The following is a 24135-nucleotide window of genomic DNA, read 5'->3' on the forward strand; positions in this document are numbered from 1 at the left end:
GAAACATGCACAAGTCAGAGCAACGCCCCGACCCTACGGGCTGGGTGGCGCGGACAACAGAGGGCATTTTCTCGCCCTGAGCTCCGCGCAGCAGTTTATCCAGAATCGGCCCGATCCGGCTCGAGGCGCCGGGCCGGGTCATGAACTCGTGTCCTGGGCCGCGGCCGGGTCCGGCACGGCGGCGCCGAGATACTCCAGACCACCGCGGGACAGCCGCACGATATCGCCGCTGCGATACAGCCGCTCTCCCGCCGTGAAGGGGCTGGCGACGAACCGCTGCGCCGTGAGCGCAGGCGCACCGAGATACCCGCGCGCCACCTGCACACCGGCCACGTACAACTCGCCCGGCGCGCCGACCGGCACCTGCCGCAGCTGCCGGTCCAGTACGTAGACCCGGGTGTTGGCCACCGGGGTGCCGATCGGAACCGCCGCGTCCGGCTCCGAGGGACGCGTCCAGAACGCGGTGACCACCGCGGCCTCGGCCAGGCGGTACCAATTGTGCAGAGCCGCGGGCAGGACCGCAGCGCATCGCAGCACCGTGCTCGCGCTCAGCGCCGCACCCGCGGCGAAGATCCGGGCGGGCGCGGCGGGCAGGTCGACGCCCAGGTCCAGGAACTCGTCGAGAGTCGACGGCGCGAAGTGCACCGTGCTGACCCGCTCGGCCGCCATCAGCTCGGCCAGATAGCGCGGATCACGATGCCCGCCGGGCGCGGCGAGTACCACGCGCGCGCCGGTCTGCAAGGGCCAGAACAACTCCCAGGCGGCGATGTCGGAGGTGATCGGCGTCTGGTGCAGGACCACGTCACCGGGGCCGTGCGGGTACACCGTTTGGGCCCAGCGGAATTGGTTGACCAGCTGCCGATGGGTGACCATCACGAGGCGCCCCGTGGAACGGGAGGGGTAGTTGACGTACGCGAGATTGCCGGGGCCGGGCTGCGGCAGGTCCGCGCCGGTGGGATCGAGCTCAGCGATATCGAGTACCTCCGTGCCCGTGCCGGTTTCGAATCCGTCTCCGGCGGTGGTGAGCACGAAGCGCGGGCGCGCGCCCGCCAGCACCTGTTCGGTGCGCTCCACCGGATGGTCGGGATCGATCGGGACGTATCCCGCACCCGATTCCAGTACCGCGTAGATCGCCACCACCAGCTCGAGGGACCGGCGCATGGCCACGGCGACCAGGATCTCGGGTCCCGCGCCGCGCCGGACCAGGGCTCCGGCCAGCGATCGCGCCCGATAGTGGAGTTCGGCGTAGCTCAGGGTCTGGTCACCGAAGGTGAGCGCAGGCGCCTGCGGCGTGCGGGCGCACTGCTCGTGGAACAGCGACAGCAAGGTGGCGTCCGGGGCCGGCTCCGGGGCGTCGGTGTCGTTGAGCGAAGCCAGGATTCGATCCTCGGCGCCGAGCAGCAGCGTGGTCGCGGCCAGGGTGCGTTCAGGCGCCTCGGCGAATCCGTTGACCAGCATGCGTAGTCGTTCGGCCACCGCGCCCGCGACCGCGTTGTTCAGCGTCGACCGCTGATGCAGCAGCTCGACGCGCAGCGTGGCCTCGAGCCTGATCCGCACGGTGAGCGGATAGTGGCTGTGCTCGACCACTTTCAGGTCGGCGATGCTCATGCCGTCGACGGTGTTCCCGGCCGCGGGCAGCCCTTCGACATCGACCGGGTCGGACTCGAAGACCAGCAGCGAGTCGAACAGGTTCTCGACGCCGAGACCACGCTGGATCTCGGCGGACCCGACACCGAGGTGATCCAGCAGCGCGGCCTGTTCGGTCTGCAAGTGGCGCACCAGGTCTCGCACCGTCCAGCTCGGGACGAAGCGCACCCGGACCGGAAGAGTGCCGCCGAAGACCCCGACCATCTCCTCGACGCCGTCCAGTCGCGGTGGGCGACCGGAGACCGCCGCGCCGAACACGGCTTCGTCCCGGGCGGTGCAGCTCGCGATGACCAGCGCCCACGCCGCCTGCACCACGGTCGCCGCGGTGACTCCGGCCGCCGTCGCGAACCGGGACAGCGCAGTTGTCTCCGCCGGGGACAGCTCGAACTCGGTGGAGCCCACGCCCGTTCCGGGCACGAGCGGGGCGGGCAGGGCGGGCGCGAGCGGCGTCGGCTCCACCCCGGACAGCGCGGCGGTCCAGGCCCGCAGCGACGCCGCCCGATCCTGGCGCGACAGCCAGACCAGGTAGTCGCGATAGGGCCGCACCGGCGGCAGGGTGGCGGCATCGCCTCGCGTGCCGTACAGCGCGAGCAGATCCTTCATCAGCAGCGGCAGGGACCGGCCGTCGACCAGGAGGTGATGGGTGGTCAGCGTGAGAAAACTGCGCCCGGACAGCGTGCGGTGCATGGCGAAACGCACCATGGGCGCGACCGCCGGATCGAAGCGGCGCCGCTGTTCGGCGGCGAGCACCTCGGTCAGCTGTTCGTCCGGTACACCGTCGATGGCCTGCCAGCCCACCTCGGCCGTGTCGAGCACCAGCTGTACCGGGGTGCCGTCGGCGGCGGCGCCGAAGGCGACACGCAGATTGGCGTGCCGGTCCACCACGGCCTGGGCGGCGCGCTGCATGCGATCGATGTAGATGCTGCCGGTCAATTCCAGGGTGGACTGGACGATGTGGTCGTCGACGGCCGCGGCCGATGCCGCGCGGTCCAGCAGCTCCGCCGGTAGCGGCGCGAGCGGCAGTACATCGGACAGGCTCGGGTAGGCGCGCTGCCAGGCATCGATCTCGCCCTGCTCGACACGCACCAGCGGCACATCCGAGGGCGTGAGCCCGCCGGAGGCCGGATGTTCGGCGTGCCAGGCCAGGGCTTCCAGCGCCGACAGCCAGTCCTGCGCCAGCTCCCGTACTTGGGCTTCGCCGACGATTTCGGAGGCGTAGCGGAACGAGACGTCGATGCGCGGCCCGTCGTCGCCGTCGACAGCGACGGCGACGATATCGACCACCGCCCGCGCGGGCATGGCCTCGTCCTGTTCCGGATCGTGCTGTCCCGCTTCGCCGGTCGGCATCCAGCCGAGCGCGGTCGGGCCCTCGGGGACACCGTCGGCGCAGACGCGGCCGGAGTAGTCGAAGCTGATCTGGCCGAGCTGTCCGGGAAGTTCATCCGCGGTCTCGGGGTTCAGATGCCGGAGCAGGCCGTAGCCGAGCCCTTGATCGGGCACGGCGAGCAATTGCTCCTTGATCGCCTTCACCGCGGCACCGGTGGCCTCGCCACCGTCGAAGGCGGCGTCGATATCGACCCGGCTCAGATCCAGGGCCGCCGGGTACCCGGTGCGGAACCAGCCGATGGTGCGCGCGAGATCGCTGCCCGGCAGCATCGCTTCCGCGCGTCCGTGGCCTTCGAGTTGCACCAGGGTCGCCGGGGCGCGGACGCCGCGACGGGCGCGCCAGGCGTATACGGCCAGGGCAAGTGCGGTCAGCAGACCGGCATCGACACCGGCGTGGTAGAGCGCGGGCAGCTTGGCGAGCACGATCTCCGCGGTGTCGGCGGGCACCTGGATTTCCACCCGCCGGACCGTGGCGAGGGTGTCGGCAGCCGGATCGAGGGCGCGGTCACCGAGCAGCGAATCCGGTGTCGCCAGGACGGTTTTCCAGTAGTCCAGCTCGGGGCGGCGGCTCGCCGCCAGATCGGCCAGACCGTGTGCCCAGCGGCGGAACGAGGTGCCGTTGGCGGGCAGGGCGATGGGCTGCCCCGCCGCGCGCTGCGACCAGGCGAGCGCCAGGTCCGCGGTGACAATGCGCCAGGAGATGTCGTCGATGACGTAGCGGTGCGCGGCCACCACGAGCAGATCTCGGCCCGCGGGCCGGTGCAGCCAGGTGAGCGCGAGCATCCGGCCCGCACCCGGATCCAGTTCCGCGACAGTGGCTTCCATCGCCTCGCGGGCCACGAAACGCAAATCCTCGACGCTGATCTCGGCGGGCAGGTCGGTGCGGGTGATCAGGTCGGCCATCTCCAGCGCGCCGGTGGGCAGTGTCTCGAAGGTCCACTCCCCGTCGATATGTCGCACCCGGGACCGCAGCACATCGTGGTGGTCGATCACGGCCGCGATGGTCTGCACCAGTCCGGCCTCGTCGATATCGTCGGGCAGGCCCAGCATCCTGGACCCGAAGAAGCGGTCGAACGCCCCGTGCCGCAGCTGCGCGGCGAGCCCGGGGGTGAGCGGCACGACGCCGATGCCCGCACCGGGAAGTTCTTCCAGCACAACCGCTTCGGTGGCCTCGACGGCGACCTGCGCCAGCCCGGCGACGGTGCGCTGCTCGAACACATCGCGCGGGGTGAACACGAGGCCCGCGGCCGCGGCCCGCGACACCAGCTCGATGGACAGCAGGCTGTCGCCGCCCACGGCGAAGAACGAGTCGTCCACGCCGACCCGCTCCAGCCCGAGTACCTGCGCGAACAGCTGGGCCAGCCGGGCCTCGAGCGCACTGATCGGCTCCCGCGACACCGTGGTCGCGAACACCGGTTCCGGCAGCGCCCCGCGGTCGAGCTTGCCGACCGGGGTGAGCGGGACGGCGTCGAGCACCATGATCGACGACGGCACCAGGTAGGCGGGCAGTTGCCGCTCGACATGCGCGGTCAGATCTGGAATATCGATCGAACAACCCGGTGCCGCAATCACATACGCGACCAGCGCGACCACGCCCGCCGAATTCCGGTGGCCGACGGTGACCGCGAACTCGACGGTGTCGAAGGTGGACAGGGCCGCGTCGATCTCGCCGAGCTCGACCCGGAAACCACGGATCTTGACCTGGAAGTCGGAGCGCCCGACGTACTCGACCGCACCGCTCGCCGACCAGCGGGCCACATCGCCGGTGCGGTACATGCGCTCACCCGCGACATACGGGTTCGCCACGAACCGTCCGGCGGTCAGACCGGGCCGGGCGTGGTAGCCGCGCGCCAGCTGAATACCCGACAGGTACAGCTCCCCCGCGACACCCACCGGGACCGGTCGCAGCCCGGCATCCAGGATCAGCGTGCGCATACCGCGAATCGGGCCGCCGATGGTGACCGGCGCGCCTGTGGACAAGGGAGCGCTGATGGTGGTCATGATGGTGGTCTCGGTCGGGCCGTACCCGTTGTGGAACGCGCAGTTCGGCAGCGCGGCGGCCCATTTCGCGACCAGCTCGGGCGGGCAGACCTCGCCGCCGGCCACCATCACGCGCAAGCTGTCCAGCCCGGACGGATCGAGGGTGGCCAGCGCGGACGGGGTGAGGAAGGCGTGGGTGACCCGTTCGTCGCGGATCAGCGCAGACAGCTCCGCGCCGCCGTACACGCGCGGCGGCACCACCACCAGCGCACCACCGCGCGCTCCGGCCAGCAGCAATTCCAGGATCGACGCGTCGAAGCTCGGCGACGCGAAATGCAGTGCCCGCGAATCGGAGTCGAGGTGGTAGCGCTCGACCTGCTCGGTGCTGAAGTTGGCCAGACCGGCGTGGGTGATCAGCACGCCCTTGGGTCCGCCGGTGGAACCGGAGGTGTAGGTGACGTAGGCCGGATGCGCCGGACGCAGCGGCCGGAGCCGGTCCGCGTCGGTGATCGGAGCCCGGTCCAGGTGGTCGGTGTCGAGCTCCTCGAGCACCAGCCAGCGCACCGTGCCCGGTAGGTCGTCACGCACCGCGGCGACCGTAATACCCAGGGCGGAACCGGAATCGGCGACCAGGTGGGCGATCCGGTCGGCGGGGTAGGCCGGGTCGATCGGCACGAACGCCGCGCCGGACTTGGCCACCGCCCAGGCGGTCGACACCGACTCCACCGAGCGCGGAATGGCGACCGCCACGAGATCCTCGGGGCCGAGCCCGGAGCCGATCAGCAAGCGCGCCAGCCTATTCGAACGCTCATCCAACTCGCCGTAGGCGAGGGCGCCGCCGGCCGCGACCACCGCCGGGGCGAACGGGTTGATCGCCGCGGCCTCGGCCAGCAGTTCCGACAGCGTGCGCGCGGGCACAGCGGGCGGCCCGGTGCGCGACACCAGATCCGCGCGTTCGGTGGCGGCGAGCACCTCGATCGCGCCCACCGGGATCGCCGGATCGGCGGCGATCCCGGTCAGCACCCGCTGCCAGCGCTCGGCGATCACGGTGGCCGTGGCCGCGTCGTACAGATCGGTGGCGTAGGACAGGCGGCACCGCAACCCCTCGGGCCGCTCGCGCACGGTCACCGACAGGTCGAACTTCTCCACTTCGGGATCGAAATCGACTGCGCCCACGGTCAGTCCGGGAAGGTCGAAGGTGTCGCCGGGCAGATTCCGGAATGCCAGCATCACCTGGAACAGCGGGGTGCGGGCCGTCGAGCGCTCCGGAGCGAGCACGTCGACCAGCCGTTCGAACGGGATGTCGGCGTGCGCGAACGCGGCCAGATCCCGTTCGCGCTGCCGGGTCAGCAGCTCGGCGAAGGACTCACCGGGCGCGAGCGTGCTGCGCAGCACCACGGTGTTGACGAACATGCCGATCAGGTCGTCGAGGGCGGCGTCGCCACGCCCGGCGACCGGGGTGCCGATGGCGATGTCGTCCGCGCCCGACAGCCGGGACAGCAGCACGGCGAGCGCCGTGTGCACCACCATGAACAGGGTGGCATTGCGCGCGCGGGCGAGCTCGGCGAGCGCGTCGCGCACCGCGGCATCGACCACGAAATCGACCGTGCCGCCGTGGAAGCTGGGCTTCCCCGGCCGGGGACGATCGCCCGCCACGGTGGATTCCTCGGGCAGCCCGGCCAATTCGCGCTGCCAGAACGCGATCTGCGCGGCGGCCGGCGATTCCGGGTCGTCCTCGGCGCCGAGCACGGCGCGCTGCCACACGCTGAAGTCGGCGTACTGCACCGGCAGCGGCGCCCAGCCGGGTGCCGCGCCGTGTACGCGGGCGGCGTAGGCACTCATGAAATCGCGGGTCAGCGGGCCCATCGACCAGCCGTCACCGGCGATGTGGTGCACCACGAACACGATCACGTGGTCCTCGGCGGCGCCGTCCACACGCAGCAGCGCGACCCGCAGCGGGACCTCGATGGCGACATCGAAAGCGGTGTTTGCCAGCCCGGTCACCCGCTCGATCAGCTCGGCAGCGGGCACATCGACCGGCGCGAGCGTTGGCACCGCCGCGGCCGCGGGCTGGATCGCCTGGATCGGGCCGGTAGCGCCGGTCTCGGGACCGGGCTTCGGATAGAAGGTGCGCAGGATCTCGTGCCGCCCGATCACGTCCGCCAGCGCCAGCTTCAGCGCGTCCAGGTCCAGCGTGCCGGTCAAACGGACGGCGACCGGGATGTTGTAGGCGGCCGAGGCGGTGTCGAACTGGTTGAGGAACCACATCCGCTGCTGCGCCAACGACAGCGGAATCCGTTGCGGGCGTGGCGCGGCCGCCAGGGGCGGTTTCGTGGCGGTGCCGGTCGAGTCGGCCAGTCGCTCGGCCAGGGCCTCGACTGTCGGCGCCTCGAACAGCAACCGCACCGGCACCTCGGTGTCCAGGGCGGTGGCCAGCCGGGCGGTCACCCGGGTGGCACTGAGCGAATTGCCGCCGAGTGCGAAGAAATCGTCGTCCACGCCGACCTGCTCCAGCCCGAGTACCTCGGCGTATACCTCGGCGACCGCCTGCTGCGCCGAGGTGACCGGCGCCCGGTACAGCGCGGTCTCGAAGACCGGCTCCGGCAACGCTTTTCGATCGAGCTTGCCGACCGGGGTGAGCGGGATCCGGTCCAGCACGATGATCGAGGCCGGCACCATGTACGCGGGCATCCGCTGCTGCGCGTAACCGGTCAGCTCGGCGACATCGACGGTCTGCCTGGGCGCGGCGTGCACATAGGACACCAGCACGGTGGTGCCGCTGGCCGACTTGCGGCCCAGCGTGACCGCGAAGTCGACGGTGCCGTGCGCGGCGAGCACGGCGTCGATCTCACCGGGTTCGATCCGGAATCCACGCACCTTCACCTGGAAGTCGTTGCGCCCCACGAACTCGATCGCACCGCTGCGGTTCCACCGGACTACGTCGCCGGTCCGATACATCCGGGCGCCGGGCAGCCAGGGGCAGGCGACGAACCGGCTCGCGCTCAACCCCGGACGCCGGTGATAGCCGTTGGCGAGCTGGTCACCGGCGATGTAGAGCTCACCGGCCACGCCTACGGGCACGGGGTGCAGGCGCTCGTCGAGCACCCATTCGGTGACACCGCGGATCGGCGCGCCGATGGTCAGGTCGGCCCCCGGCGCCAGTGCCTCGCTGAAGTTCACAATGATCGTGGTCTCGGTGGGGCCGTACGCATTGTGGAAGCGCCGGCCGTCGACGGCCCAGCATCGCACCAGATCCGGCGACCAGCTCTCGCCGCCGGTGAACACCGCCCGCAGCTCCGTCAGCCGGGCCGGATCGATCGAGGCCAGCACGGCCGCGGTGAGGAACATGTGCGTAACCCGTTCGGCACGCAGCAGATTCGCCAGGTCCGCGCCGCCGTACACGTCGGTCGGGACGACCACCATGGTGCCGGCCGCGCCGGTGGCCAGCAGCAATTCCAGCACCGCGCCGTCGAAGCTGGGCGTCGCGGCGTGCAGCGTGCGGGAATCCGGTGTCAGCGCGAACCTTTCGCACTGCTCGGCGCAGTAGCCCGCCAGGCCCGCATGGGTGACGGCGACGCCCTTGGGCACGCCGGTGGAGCCGGAGGTGTACACCAGGTAGGCCACATTCGCGGCGCGCAGCGGCCGTACCCGCTCGGCATCGGAAATCGGTGCGGCACTGCACTGTTCGCTATCGACCTGATCGAGATCGAGCCACGTGACGACATCGAGCAGGTCGTCGCGGGCCGACTTCACGGTAAGCCCCAGCGCGGCACCGGAATCGGTGAGCATGTGCGCGATCCGCTCCGCGGGATAGGCCGGATCCACCGGCACGAAACCGGCACCGGACTTCGCGACGGCCCACAACGCCAGCACGGACTCGATCGAGCGCGGTACGCCGATGGCCACCAGATCCCCCGGCCCGATCTCGCGGGCGATCAGCTCCCGCGCCAAACGCGAGGAGCGGGCATCCAATTCGAGGTAGGTCAGCGATCGGTCACCGCATCGCACGGCAATGCGATCCGGTTCCCGCGCGGCGGCAGCGGCGAGAATATCGGGCAGCGTGCCGACGGCGGTCACCGCCGGACCGCTCATCCGGATCAGCCGATCGGTCTCGATATCCGACAGCAGACGCAGATCGCCCACCGCCACCGCCGGATTCGCGGCGATCTCGCGCAGCAGCCGGACGAATCGCTCGGCGAAGGTCCGAATGGTGGCCACATCGAACAGATCCAGGGCGTAGCTGAGCTGGCCCGCCATGCCGTCGGAGCCGCCCGCCGCGCCCTCGGCGATATTGAGCTGTAGATCGAAGCGCTCGATGTCGACCGGCGCGTCCAGGCCGCGGATGCTCAGGCCCGGCAGTTCGAAATCGCCCGCAGGCGGATTCGAGAACGACAGCGCCACCTGGAACAGCGGCGTGCGCCCGGTGGAGCGAACCGGCGCGAGCAGGTCGACCAACTGCTCGAACGGCACCTCGGCGTGCGCGAACGCCGCCAGGTCGGCTTCGCGCTGCCGGCTCAGCAGCCCGGCGAACGATTCGCCCGGCGCGATCCGGCTGCGCAGGACGACGGTATTGACGAACATGCCGATCACATCGTCGAGTTCGGCCGCACCGCGCCCGGCGACCGGCGTGCCGATGGCGACATCGTCGCGGCCGTTCATGCGAGCCAGCAGCACCGCCAGCGCGGTGTGCACCACCATGAACATGGTGGCGTTGCAGGCGCGGGCCAGATCCCGCAGACCCTGATGGGTGCGCGCATCGACCCGGAAGCTCACCGCGCCGCCCTGATAGGACTGGGCGGCCGGACGTGGCCGATCCAGCGGCAGCGTCGATTCCGCGGGCAGATCGGCCAGGGCGGTGCGCCAGTAGTCGAGCTGCGCGGCGGCGGTCGAGGCGGGATCTTCGGACTCGCCGAGCAGGGCGCGCTGCCACAGGGTGTAGTCGGCGTACTGCACCGGCAGCGGCGGCCAGTTCGGTTCGCCGCCTTGTGATCTGGCCGCGTAGGCGGTCATCACGTCCCGGGTGAGCGGGCCCAGCGACCAGCCGTCGGCGGCGACATGGTGCACCACGATCAGCAGTACGTACTCCGTGGCGAGTTCGGCGAGCTGGAACAGCGCCATCCGCACCGGCACCTCGGCGGCGACATCGAATCCGGTGCCCGCGAGCTCGGCGATCCGCTCGTAGAGCTCGCTCTCCGCGACGACGACCGGCCCGAGCTCCGCGGTGGTGTCGGCGGGCGCCAGGATGACCTGGATCGGCCCGTCGGCGGTCTGCGGGTAGATGGTGCGCAGGGTCTCGTGCCGGGTCACGATATCGGCGGCCGCGGCCCGCAGCGCCGCGATATCGAGATCGCCGGACAACCGCACGGCCACCGGCAGGTTGTACGCCGCCGCATCGGGGTCGAACTGATTGAGGAACCACATCCGCTGCTGCGCCGGGGAGAGTGGAATCGGATCCGGTCGGGGGCCCGCGACCAGGGGCGGGCCGCCGTCGGGGGCCGCGACCTCGATTCGCGCGGCCAGCGCGGTCACGGTGGACGCCTCGAAGAGCGCGCGGACCGGCAGTCGGGTGTCGAAGGCCGCGCCGAGCCGGGCGGCGACCCGGGTCGCGCTGAGCGAATTGCCGCCGAGCGCGAAGAAGTCGTCGTCGCGGCCGATGCGCTGTACCCGCGGGCCGAGGATCTCCGCGAAGACCTCGGCCACCGCCGCTTCCATCGGGGTGGCGGGCGCGGCGAACGCGGTGGTCTCGAAAACCGGTGCGGGCAATGCCTTTCGGTCGAGCTTGCCGGAGGTGTTGAGCGGTAGCTCCGGCAGCGACAGAATCGTCGCGGGCACCATGTAGGGCGGTAGCGCGGCGCTCAGGGCCGCGCGCAGTTCGCCCGGATCTACGTCGCGGCCGGGCACCGGCACCACATAGCCGACCAACTGGTCACCGGTCGGCCCGGTGCAGACGAGCACGACCGCCTGGCTCACCGCGGACTGTGCCAGCAGGGCGGTTTCGATCTCGCCCGGCTCGATCCGCTGGCCCCGGAACTTCACCTGGAAATCGGTGCGCCCCAGGTATTCCAGCCGATGCGGCCCGTCGCGCCAGCGCACCAGATCGCCGGTGCGGTACATGCGCGCACCGTCGGCGAACGGGTCGGCCACGAAACGATCCGCGGACAGATCCGGCCGCCGCAGATAGCCGCGCGCCAGCTGAGCACCGGCCAGATACAGCTCACCCGGTACGCCCGGCGGCACCGGGAGCAGGCGTGAATCCAGCACGTACACCCGGGTATTCCATTGCGGCACACCGATCGGCACCGTCCGCACCGCATCGGCCGAAGCGGGCCAGTAGGTCACCGATACCGCGGCCTCGGTCGGCCCGTACAGGTTGTGCAGCGGCGCGGCCGACACCGTCCGCCAGGCGGCGACCGTTTCCGGCGTCAGTGCCTCACCGATGACGAACACGTAGCGCAGCGCGGGGTAGGCGTCCCAGTAGCGCTGCGGGGAATCCGCGCGCCGGCCCGGCGAACGGCGCGTGCCGTCGACCGTGAATTCCGCAGTGTGCGTAGCGAATACGGTCAATGTGGAAGGCACGAAGTCGGTGACGGTGACCCGGCCGCGGAGCAGGGTCTGCTGGATGTACTGCGGATCGCGGTGCCCGTCCGGCGTCGCCACCAGCAGTGTCGCCCCGACCCGCAGCGGCAGGAAGAAGCCCCACAGCGACACGTCGAAGGTGGTCGCCGTCTTCTGGAAGTACACATCGTCGGGACCCAGCGGATACTCGGCCAGCATCCAGGCGATCTGGTTGTGGATCGCCGCGTGCGAGATTGCGACGCCTTTCGGCCGGCCGGTGGAGCCCGAGGTGAACAGGACATAGGCCAGCTGCTCGGACCGGAGCGGAGCCGAGAGTTCCTCGGGGCGAACCGATTCCGCGGCGAAGCCGGACAAGTCCAGGGTGTCGAGCAGAACGGTCCGGGTATCCGATCCCAGCGCCGCGACCACGTCGGAGGTGCTGAGCACACAGACCGGGCGCGCGGTCGCGAGAATGTGGCCGATCCGCTCGGCCGGATGATCCGGGTCCAGCGGCATGAACGCACCACCGGCGGTGAGCACCGCGTACATGCCGACCACCAGATCCAGCGAACGCCGAACCGCCAGGCCCACCAGCGACTCCGGGCCCACGCCCTGCGAGATCAGCAGGCGGGCAAGGCGGTTCACCCGCTGATCGAACTCCCGATAGGTCAGCTGCGCGTCTTCGAACTCCAGCGCGATCTCGTCGGGGTAGGCGCTCACCGCGCGGCGATAGCCGTCGAGCAGCGTTTCAGCCGCCACGGATCGGTGGGTGTTGTTCCAGCCCACCAGGATTCGGTGCCGCTCGGCGGGCTCGAACAGGTCGATGGCGCCGACCGCGCGCTGCGGATCGACGGCGGCCGTGGCGAGCACACGGGTCAGCCGGTCGGCGAAACCGGCGATGGTGGGCTCGTCGAACAGATCGATGGCGTAGGTGAACAACGCCGATACGCCGCCGGATTCGCGGGGCGTGAGGCTCAGCTGCAAGTCGAACTTCGCCAGCGCGCCATCGAAATCGATGACCTCCGTGGACAGTCCGGGCGGATCCGGCGTCGCCTCGGTCGGGGGCTGGAAGGACAGCGCGACCTGGAACAGCGGATGATGCGCCTGCGAACGCACCGGGTCCAGCACCTCGACCAGTCGCTCGAACGGGAGCTCGGCATGCGAGAACGCCGCCAGATCGGTTTCCCTGGTGCGCCGCACCAGTTCACGAAACGACGCGGCGCGGTCGATCGTGGTGCGCAGCACCAGGGTATTGACGAACGTGCCGATCAGATCGTCCAGCGCGCCTTCGCCCCGGCCCGCGACCTGCGTACCGATGGCGATGTCGTCGGTATCCGACAGCCGCGCCAGCAGGATCGCCAGCCCGGCATGCACCACCGTGAACAGTGACGCGCCATTCTCTTCAGCGAGCTTTTCCAGCGCCAGCCGGGTTTCGGCGGAGATCTCGAATCCGTGCACCGCGCCCAGGCCGGTGGCCACCGCCGCACGCGGCCGGTCCATGGGCAGATCGAGGCGCTCCGGCAGGCCCGCCAGCGCTGTTCGCCAGTAGGCGATCTGCTCGGCCGCGACCGAGCCGGAATCCTGTTCGTCGCCGAGGATCTCGCGCTGCCGCAGCGTGTAGTCGGCGTACTGCGCGGGCAGCGGCGTCCAGTGCGGGGCCGCCCCGGCCACTCGGCCGGCATAGGCGGTCATCAGGTCGCGCACCATCGGCGCGACCGATGCGCCGTCGGCGGCGATATGGTGCAGCACCACGATGAGCACATGCTCGTCGGGGCTGAACCGCGCCAGCCCCATCCGCAGCGGCACCTCGGTGGTGACATCGAAACCGGTCAGCGCGTGGCCGAGTAGCCAGTCCTGGAGCTGGTGCTCGGCGACCGGCTGCGGGATCAGCTCGGGCAGTGAGCCGCCGGTAACGTCCGCCGCGGGGCGAATCGACTGGTGGCCGGTGCCGTCGACGGCCGGATAGTGCGTCCGCAGCGACTCGTGCCGGTCGATCAGGTCCGCGACGGCGGCCTGTAGGGCCTCGATCCGCAAATCGCCCGACAACCGGATGGCGAACGGAATATTGTTCGCCGCCGATTCCGGATCGAAGCGATTGAGGAACCACATCCGCTGTTGTGCCGGTGACAGCGGGATCCGCGTGGGCCGCGATATCGGACCCGGGTGCTGCGCGTCCAGCGCCGCGTTCAGGTGGTCGAATTCCACCTGGAAATCGTTGCGGCCCAGGTACTCCAGCTGCCCGTCGGCCGTCCAGCGCACCAGGTCGCCGGTTCGAAACAGTCGAGAACCATAGGGCTCGAACGGATTCGCCACGAACCACGCGGCGGTGTGCGCCGGGCGTCGATGGTAGCCGCGCGCCACCTGCGCACCGGCGATGTACAACTCGCCGACCTCGCCCTCGGGCACCGGGGTCAGCCGGTCGTCGAGAACGTACTCGGTGATCGCGCGGATCGGCCCGCCGATGCTGATCACCTCGCCCGGGGTCACGGGCGCACTGATGTTGGTCATGACCGTGGCCTCGGCCGAACCGTAACCGTTGAACAGTTCGCGTCCGGACGCCCAGCGCCACATCACCTCCGCGGGGCAGGCCGCACCACCGGTCACCACCACACGCAGCTCGGCCAGGCCGTTCGGATCCACCGACGCCAACGCGGCGGGAGCGAGGAACGCGTGCGTCACCCGCTCGCGTTCCAGCAGTTCCGCCAGCTCGGCGCCGCCGTCCACCGCCGGTGAAACCGCGACCATGGTCGCGGCACCGCCTACAGCCAGCAGCAACTCCAGCACCGACGCGCCGGAGGACGGCGACGCGAAATGCAGTGTCCGCGACTCACTTGTGACGCGATACCGATCCCGCTGTTCATCGCAGAAGCTCGAAATTCCGGCCTGGGTGACCACGACGGCCTTGGGCCTGCCCGTCGCACCCGCGGTGTGCACGACATACGCCGGATGCTCCGGGCGCAGCATTCGCACCCGATCCACATAGGTGACCGGCTCCGGCGAGTACTGCGCCAGTTCTGCCTGGAACTCGGGCTCATCGATGACCAGCCACCGGATCCCCGGGACGACCACGGAGGTGATCGTCAGACCCGCCGCCGCGCCGCAGTCGGTGATCGCCCGCGCCAGCCGATCGGCCGGATGACTCGGATCCACCGGCACGAACCCCGCACCGGTCTTGGCCACCGCCCACACCGCGACCACCGACTCCACCGAACGCGGCACGGCTACCGCGACCAGATCATCCGGCCCGATACCGCGATCGATCAGCAACCGCGCCAGCCGGGTCGACCGCTCATCCAGTTCGGCATAGGTGAGCTGAGTCCGAGCCTGCTCCGCGCCGACGAAACACAGTGCGACACCGCCGGGATTCGCCTCCACCGCGGCAGTCAGCAACTGCGGGAGCGTCCGCGCCCGGGAACGCTGCGCGCGACTCGCGGGACGGGTTCTGCTCGGCCGGGTCATGCGCGCCCCGGTCCACTCAGCACGTACCGGAACCACATCTCGACCCGCACCATGAAGCAGCTTCCCTATCTATCCAGCGATCGTCTGCTCTTGTGCTCCCCTTCACAGGCGACTATCTGGACAGCATCGTAGAGCCACTTGCTCACCGTTACCATTTCGGACGGATCACCCAGCCCTCGAGACAGCGGAGTGAGCGTCGCTGCCCCGGAAACACGGTTGCCACTGGCATGCTGGACCAGTGAAAATTCGGACACTTGGCAAGTCAATGCTCATTTGCTTCGGATTGCTACTGGCCGCTTGTTCCTCCGATGAGGGCGGCACCGGCAAGCGGGAGGTGATGTCGGAGCCCGACTATCCGGAGGGCGAGAAGAAAATGGACATCCCCGACGACCAAGTCCGTGACCGCATGACCGATGTGCTGTCGGTACAGGCCATCGACTCGGTCACCCCCGCCGACTGCCAGGGCCGGGTCGACGATATGACCAGCCAGGCCGAGAAGGTCACCGACAAGGCGTCCTTCACCGCTGCATCCGGCGGCACGCCGCCCTCGGTCTACTTCGAGGCCGTGTCCAAGACCAAGGTCGACCTCTCGGTCTTCCGCGAGGCCGTGGAGAAATGCCCTGACATGCAGGTCACCAGCACCAGTCCGGACCGCCAGCATCTCACCTCCCAGGTGACGATGGAACCGCGCAAGCCACCGGCGGCGATCGATGGTGTCGACGCGGTCGCCTACCGCACCACCACCGTCTCCTCGGTCCCCGGCTTCGGCGCCTTCACCATCAAGGCGTATATCGGCTGGGCCATCGTCGGCGACAAGACGGTCGCCGTACGCGCCGCCGTGCAGACCAAGGAGTTCGACGAGGCCGCCGCGGAGAAGTTCTTCGTCGCCGCGGTCGACAAGGCCCGCAAATAAGAGTCAGCGGTATTGCTCGGCCAGGGCCGGCAGGTGCGGCGCCTGCATGGCCTGCTCCCGGGCGTAGGCCTCGAAGCTGGTCCGCGCTTCGTCGATGGTCATGCCGAGCGCGGTTTCCACGAAGACCCGGTCGCCGCCGACCAGGATGAAATCGTCGGTCGAGAGGAGGACGGCGGCCATGTGATCGGTGGACGCCAGCAGCACATCCGCCCGGCCGGGCCAGCGCCACTCGGCGATGTCCTCGAGATTCACCAGTACGGCCTGGTCTGCCTTGTTCTTGCCCAGACGTTCGGTGGTCAGCCCATAGATCTGGTCATAGCCCGACCAGGAGAACCCGTTGAGAATGTGGGCCGCACCCTGATCGCTGGCCAGCGGGCCCACCGCAGGCCCCGGAACCACGAATCGACCGGGTCGCGTCGCCCATTCGACATCGAATTCCCGGACCGAGGACAGAAAATGGTCCCGTAGTCGCGCGCTCTCCTCCTTGCTCAGATTGTGCATGCCGCGCCCTCCTGCTCGGTCCACACCGGAACGGTCATCGAACCACGCGGTACGCGACAGGTTCGGCACCGTGGCCGGTGTGGCACCAGATCGCAATGCCCTGACCGGTCGCTCGACTGCGCTTTCAGGCCCGCGGGTTGCGAAGATCCAGGTTCGTGAGGATGCCCGCGGGGGTGGGGTCGGTGAACATCCACAGCACCGGCACCGGCCGGGCCAGGGTATGGCTCAGGCGGGTGGTCAGTTCGATGGCCAGCAGGGAGTCGCCGCCGAGTTCGAAGAAATCTTCGTCCACACCGATTCGGGATACTCCCAGAACCTCGGCGAACAGGTCGGTGACCGTGATCTCGAGCGGAGTGACCGCGGCCCGAGCGGCGCGGAGCTCGAAGTCTGTTTCCGGCAACGCTTTTCGGTCGACTTTGCCGTTTCCGGTGAGCGGTACGGCATCGAGGACGACGAACTCCGAGGGCACCATATGGGAGGGAAGCGTATCGGCCAGAGCCGACTGCACCCGCGCGATATCCACGACCGCGCCCGTGCGGAGCGTGGCCAGGCGGGCGGCCTGAACGGTCGCGCCCAGCACATCGGCCGGATGTTCCTCCGGGACAGCCGAAGTCATCGCCGGACGCGGCACCAGGTAGGCGACCAGACGATCCGACTTCACGACCACCGCCGCCTGGGCAACCTCTCGGACCGCCAGCAGCGCGGACTCGATCTCCTCCGGCTCGATCCGCATACCCCGCACCTGCAACTGAAGATCGGCACGACCCCGATACTCCAACTCCCCCTTACGGTTCCAGGCCACAAGATCACCCGTGCGATACATCCGCGCACCCCGCTCGAACGGATCGGCCACGAACCGCTCCGCACTCAGGCCCGCACACCCCTCATACCCCCGCGCGAGTTGCGCCCCCGCCAGATACAACTCACCCGTCACACCCGTCGGCACCGCCCGCAGGCGAGCATCCAGCACGTGAACCCGGCAGTTCCACTGCGGCACACCGATCGGCACCGAAAGCTCGTCACCGCCGGTGACCCGATGAGCCGTGGCCGACACCGCCGCCTCGGTCGGACCATACAGATTGAACAGCTCCACCCGTGGCGCCACAGTCCGCACCTGTCGCGCCAACGACGCCGGAAGTGCTGCGCCGATCGCGAGGATCCGCCACAACGAATCCGGTAGTCCGGCCGTCACCAGCGCATCCAGCAGGGACGGCACCACGTGCAGGGTGGTCACCCATTCCCGCGCGATCAACTCGTTGAGGTATGCCGGATCCTCGCGCCCCGCAACCGAAGCGATCACCAAACGTCCGCCGCAGACCGCCGCGGACCAGAACTCCCACACCGACAGATCGAACGTGGGCGCCGTCTTCGACAACACTGCATCCGCGGCATCGAGTCCGAACTCCCTTGTCTTCCACAGCAACTGATTCACGATCGCGGTATGCGTGACCGCGACCCCCTTCGGACGACCCGTCGAACCCGACGTGAAGATCACATACGCGGTATTGCCCGGACGCAACGGAGCGACCCGATCGGCATCGGTGACCGGCGCCGACGAATACCCGGCCGGCGCCGCCACGTCCTCGGGGCCGCCGGATGGAGTGCGGTCAGCTGGGGCATCGATCTCGATGACCGGCACCGACCCGGCCGTGAACGCCTCCCGCGAGGTCGACAGCACACAGACCGGGGCGGTGGCCTCCAGGAGGTAGGCGCTGCGAGCGGCGGGCTGGTCCGGGTCCAGCGGAACATACGCACCGCCCGCGACAGTGACCGCGTACATGGCTACGACCAAGTCCACCGAGTGGCGGATTGCCAGCGCGACACGCGATTCCGGGGCGACTCCGAGGTGGATCAAGTGGCGGGCGAGCCGATTCACCCGAGCGTCGAGTTCGGCGTACGTCAGTTGCGCGCCGTCGTCGGTGACCAGGGCGGTCGCCGAGGGGTCCGCGGCAACCGTGGCAGCCAGCAGCGATGCCAGGGTCGCGGACGAATCCACGTGGTGGGCAGTGGTATTGCGGGTGGTCAGAACGGAACGCTCTGCCGTGTCCAGCAGTTCGAGGTCACCGACCGGAGCGTGCGGGGTGGCGACCAGGTCGCGGAGCAGACCGGTGAAGCGGTTGGCGAAACCGGTCGCGGTAGACGCGTCGAAGAGGTCGGTGGCGTAGGTCAGGAAGCCGCCGAGTCCGGCGGGTGCGCCGTCCGCGTCGTAGGAATCGATCAGTTCCCAGTGCAGATCGAACTGGGACAGCCGCGTGTCCGGATCGAACGGGGCGACGGTGAGTCCCGGCAGATCCAGTGTGGTGCGGGAAATGTTCCGCACGGTCAGGCCGACCTGGAACAGCGGATGCCGCGCGGTGGAACGCACCGGGTTCAGCACCTCCAACAGCTGCTCGAACGGTACGTCGGCATTGGCGAACACCTGCGTGTCCAGTACGCGTTGCCGCGCAACCAGATCGGCGAAACCCGCACCCATATCGACCTTGGTGCGGACCACCAAGGTGTTGACGAACACGCCGATAAGGTCTGCGACGGCCGCCTCATCGCGGCCGGGCCGCAGCGTGCCGATCGCGATGTCGGCGCTGCCGGACAGCCGAGCCAGCAGTACCGCCAGCGCGGTCTGCACCGTCGTGAACAGGGGCGCGCCCTGCTGTTCGGACAAGTCGACGAGTGCCCGATGCAGGTCGGCGTCGATCACGACCTCGACCTGCTCGCCCGCACAGGACCGCACCGGCGGCCGCGGCCGGTCGGCCGGAAGGTCCAGGTGGTCCGGCAGATCGGCCAGGGTCGCGCGCCAGAAGGCGATCTGGCGGGCCGTGACCGACTCCGGATCTGCTGCGCTGCCGAGTAGTTCGCGCTGCCGGGTGACATAGTCGGAGTACTGCACGGCCAGCGGAGCCCAGCCCGGAGCCATCCCCGCGCTGCGGGCCTGATAGGCGGTCATCAGGTCGCGGGTGAACGGCGCGGCCGACCAGCCGTCGGCGCTGATGTGATGCACCGCGACGGCGAGCACGTAATCCGCACCGCGCCCGGCGATATCGAACAATGCTGCCCGGACCGGCGGCGCGGCAGTCACGTCGAAACCAGTGGAAAACACTTCCACCACGGCCTTTTCGACATCATCGGCCGCGACCGCGCTGAGCCCGAGTTCGACCTGTTCGGCCGCCAGAATCACCTGCACCGGGCCGGCTTCGGTTCCCGGGTACACCGTCCGTAGCGTTTCGTGCCGGTCGACGACATCGGCGATCGCGTGCCGCAGCGCGGCGACATCGAGAGATCCGGTGAGCCGCACCGCGATCGGAACGTTGTAGGCCGCGGACTCCGGGTCGAAACGATTGAAGAACCACATCCGCCGCTGCGCGGGCGAGAGCGGAATCCGCTGCGGCCACGTCGACGGTGCGACCCGCACGTCGGTAGCGGCATCGGTGTGCTGCTCGACCCGGGTTTCGGTGCGGCCCCGGTACTCCAGCTCACCGTCTGCATTCCAGGCCGCCAGGTCGCCGGTACGGTACATCCGGGTGCCGCTGGGGCCGAAGGGGTTGGCTACGAAGCGATCCGCGGTCAAGGCGGGGCGGCCGAGGTAGCCGCGAGCGAGCTGCGCGCCGGCCAGGTACAGCTCGCCGGAAGCTCCGACCGGCACCGAGTTCAGGTGGCCGTCCAACACGAAGACCTGGCTGTTCGGTTCCGGACGGCCGATCGGCACCGAAGTCTCGTCGGCAGTCGTGACCTTGTGGCTGGTGATGGACACCGCCGCCTCGGTCCGTCCGTAGAGGTTGAACAATTCGACCAGCGGCCGTTCACGCCGCAGGCGCTGTGCCAATGCACCCGGCAGCGGCTCGCCGAGGGTCAGCACGCGCCACATGCATTCCGGCAACCCTGCCGAGACCAGCGCGCCCAGCATCGACGGCACCGTGTGCAGGGTGGTCACCCATTCCCGGGTGATCAGCTCGCCGAGGTACGCCGGGTCCTGGTGACCGTCCGCCGTCGCGATGACCAGGCGCCCACCGCAGACCGCGGCGGACCAGAACTCCCAGACCGACAGGTTCAGGGTTGCCGCGGTCTCGAGCAGCATCCCGTCCTTCGGCGTGAGACCGAATTCTTCAGCCTTCCAGCGCAACTGGTTCGCAATGGCGCGGTGCGTGACGGCGACGCCGCTGGAGCCGGGAGTGACGAGGACATAGGCGGTATTGTCCGGGCGCAGCGGGGCCGAGCGGTCGGCGTCGGTGACCGGCGCGGTGTCGCCCGCGCGGATGTCGTCGATCTGCACAATAGGGAAAGGGCCGGTGCCGAAACCGGTTTCGACGTTGGTCAGGACACAAACCGGTGCGGCAGCGTCGAGCAGGCGGTTGAGGTGATCAACCGGCTGTTCAGGATCCAGCGGCACGTACGCGCCGCCGGACCGCGTGACCGCGTACATGGCGACGACCAGGTCCACCGAACGACGCAGTGCCAGCACAACCCGGGATTCCGGTCCGACGCCGAGCGAGATCAGGTGGCGGGCAAGTCGATTCACCCGCACATCCAGCTCGGCATAGGTGAGTTCGATCCGGCCGGTCGGCGCGTCGGCGACCAGCGCCACCCCATCCGGGTTCGCCGCGACCGTCGCGTCCAGCAGCCCGGCGAGCGTGGCCGCGGGATCGAGCGGATGCGCGGTGGCACTCCAGGTTTCGAGCACGCGGTCGTTGTCGGCGGCCGCCGGCACCGGCTCGATGGCCCCGACCGCCGCTGCCGGATCGGCGATCACCGCGTCCAACACGCGATCGTTGTCGGTGGCCGCCATCACCGGATCGATAGCCCCGACCTGCACGGCCGGATCGGCGATCACCGCGTCCAGCACGCGCACGAACCGCTCGGCGAAGCCGAGCACCGTTGGCCCATCGAAAATATCTGTGGCGTAAACGAATTCGGCGTTCATCTCGGCTGGAGCGCCATCCTCGGCGTAACTGTCGGCGAGGGTGAGGTGCAGGTCGGACTTGGCGGACCACGTGTCGAAATCCACGCCGCTGACCGTCATCCCGGGCAGTTCGAACCGGGTTCGGAGCGAGTTCTGCAACGTCAGGCCGACCTGGAACAGTGGGCCGCGCGCCGGGGCGAGCACCTCGAGCAGTCGCTCGAACGGGATGTCCGCGTGCGCGTGGGCCTCCAGGTTGCGTTCGCGCACCTCGGCCAGCAGTTCGGTGAAGCCGAGCTCGGGCCGCACCCGGGTACGGAGCACGAGTGTGTTGGCGAACATACCGATCAGATCGTCGAGTTCGGGCTCCCCGCGACCCGTGACCTGGGTACCGACAGCGATATCGGCGGTATCCGAGAGGCGGGCCAGCAGCACGGCCAGCGCCGCATGGCACACCATGAACAGCGAGGCGTCAGCGGCGCGCGCGATCTCCTGTAGTCGGGCGTGCCGCTGCGCCGAGATCCGGAAGCGCACCGTATCCCCGCGCAACGAACGCGACGGTGGGCGGGGCCGGTCGGTGGGCAGCTCGAGCTGGTCCGGCAGACCGGCCAGCGTGCGCTTCCAGTAACCGATCTGGCGGCTGGCCACCGAACCCGGGTCCGCTTCGGAACCGAGTACGGCCCATTGCCACAACGCGTAGTCGGCGTACTGCACCGGCAGCGGCAGCCACTGCGGCCGGGTGCCGCCCGTACGCGCGGTGTAGGCGATCCGCACATCGCGGGCCAGCGGCGCCGTGGACGAGCCGTCGGCCGCGACCTGGTGCACCACGAACCCGATGACGTGTTCTGCGGGCGCGAGCCGGAACAACGCGATCGCTACCGGAACATCCACGGCCACATCGAATGTCGTGACCGCCAGCTCGACGATCCGAGCGACGATGTGGTCGGGGTGTACGTCGATCGGACGCAGGGCGAACGGTTTCGCCGGCGCCGGATGCACCACCTGGAAGGGCCCCTCGGGCGCGGCCGGGTACACCGTGCGCAGCGCCTCGTGCCGGGCGAACACGTCGCCGATGGCCGCGCCGAGGGCAGCCACGTCCAGTGCGCCGGACACGCGCACCGCTATCGGAATATTGTCCACCGCCGACGCGGCGGGATCGTATTGGTTGCGGAACCAGTACCGTTGCTGCGCAGGCGAAAGCGGAATTCGCGCGGGCCGGGGCATCGGAGTCAGCACCGGCCGCGGCCCGAATCCCTCGAGATTCTCCGGCCGGGCCGCGGGCTCCCCCGCATCTGTCCGTTGCATCCGAACCCCCGCAGCCCGCGACTCAGGTACGGACACCCGGTCCGGGTTACCAGGGGGCGTCAGCGAGACTTCGTCCAGAACTGCGCTGGTGGCGGGCACCTGGAAATCGTCGCGGCCCAGCAACTCCGAGTTCCGGGCGGGCGTAAGCGAGATGTCGTCCAGAACTGTGCTGGAGGTGGGCACCTGGAAATCGATGCGGCCCAGGTAATCCAGGTGCCCAGCGGACGACCGGGATACGAGATCACCGGTTCGAAAGAGGCGAGAACCATTGGGGTCGAACGGATTCGCGACGAATCTGGCCGCGGTCGACCCCGGCCGCTTATGGTAGCCGCGCGCCATCTGCACACCGGCGATGTACAACTCACCGAGCACACCGTCGGGCACCGGGCAGAGCCGGTCGTCGAGGACGTACTCGGTGATCGCCCGAATCGGGCCACCGATGGTCAGCGGATCGCCCGGTGCCAGAGGCGGGCTGATGTTGGCGCAGCCGGAGGCCTCCATCGGGCCGTAGACGCTGAAGAACTCGCGGCCCGGCCCCCACCGCCGCACCAGCTCCGGTGGGCACACCGCACCGCCGGCCCCCACCACCCGGAGTTCGTCCAGGCCGGTCGGATCCACCGACGCCAACGCGGCGGGGGTGGCGAACGCGTGCGTCACCCGCTCCCGCTTCAGCAGCTCCGCCAGCTCGCCACCGCCACGAACCGTCGACGCGACAACGACCATGGTGGCCGCGCCGCCGACCGCCAGCAATAGCTCCAGCAGCGAGGATTCGTCCGACGGCGCGGAGAGATGCAGTGTCCGCGAATCACTCGTGACGCGAAACCGATCACGCTGTTCGTAACACAGACTCGACAGACCGGCCTGGGTGACGACGACTCCCTCGGACACGCCGGTCGCACCCGAGGTGTAGCCGACATACGCCGGATGCTCGGCACGCAGCATGCGCGGCCGGTCCGCGTAGGTGACCGGCTCCGACGGGTACTGCCGCAACTCGGCTTGTACGCCCGGATCATCGATGACCAGCCACTGGATCCCCGGGGCGACCACGTCGGCGCTGGAGCCGACCGTAAGTCCGAGCACCGCACCAGAATCCGACACCATGTACGCGATGCGGTCGGCCGGATGGTTCGGATCGACCGGCACGAAACCCGCACCGGCCTTCGCGACCGCCCACACCGCGAGCACCGACTCGACCGAGCGTGGCACACTCACCGCGACCAGATCGTCCGGCCCGACACCGTGATCGATCAGTAAACGCGCCAGCCGCGTCGAGCGCTCGTCCAGCTCGGCGTAGGTCAGCCGCGCCCGCGTCGCCTCCGCGTCGGCGAAAACCACTGCGATACCCGAGGGATTGGTTTCGACGGTCGCGGCCAGGAGTTGCGGCAGGTGCTTGACCCGGGAGCGCTGCGGACGTGCGGGCCGGGTGCGGGTGGGACGCGACATCAGCGCATCCCCCCGCTGACCACGGTCGACTGCCGGCCCACAACCATCAACGCCACTC

At 69.5% G+C, this 24135-nt stretch carries 4 protein-coding genes; 1 reads left to right on the plus strand and 3 read right to left on the minus strand.

What is annotated here, in order from left to right; all coding sequences use genetic code 11:
* Positions 1-138 precede the first annotated feature (138 nt).
* Positions 139-14955 (minus strand): amino acid adenylation domain-containing protein, encoded by a 14817-nt coding sequence (locus ACFVMC_RS02455; protein WP_379207775.1) that lies wholly within the window; start codon positions 14953-14955, stop codon positions 139-141.
* A 337-nt stretch (positions 14956-15292) separates the two neighbouring features.
* Between ACFVMC_RS02455 and ACFVMC_RS02460 the strand changes: the two genes are divergently transcribed.
* On the plus strand, positions 15293-15940 hold the full coding sequence (locus tag ACFVMC_RS02460) for a hypothetical protein (RefSeq protein ID WP_379206158.1): 648 nt from the start codon (positions 15293-15295) through the stop codon (positions 15938-15940).
* Positions 15941-15943: 3 nt separating this feature from the next.
* On the opposite strand, the gene ACFVMC_RS02465 is transcribed toward ACFVMC_RS02460, so the two are convergent.
* Together ACFVMC_RS02465 and ACFVMC_RS02470 are read right to left on the minus strand one after the other, a co-directional pair.
* Positions 15944-16465, minus strand: a complete 522-nt coding sequence (locus tag ACFVMC_RS02465) for a hypothetical protein (RefSeq protein WP_379206160.1) — start codon at positions 16463-16465, stop codon at positions 15944-15946.
* A gap of 100 nt (positions 16466-16565) precedes the next feature.
* Positions 16566-24077 carry an amino acid adenylation domain-containing protein gene (locus tag ACFVMC_RS02470; protein WP_379206161.1) on the minus strand — a complete coding sequence of 2504 codons (7512 nt, stop codon included), beginning with the start codon at positions 24075-24077 and terminating at the stop codon, positions 16566-16568.
* Between the last annotated feature and the right edge of the window lie 58 nt (positions 24078-24135).

Source organism: Nocardia sp. NPDC127579 (assembly GCF_042672005.1).
In the GTDB taxonomy this organism is placed as follows: Bacteria; Actinomycetota; Actinomycetes; order Mycobacteriales; family Mycobacteriaceae; genus Nocardia.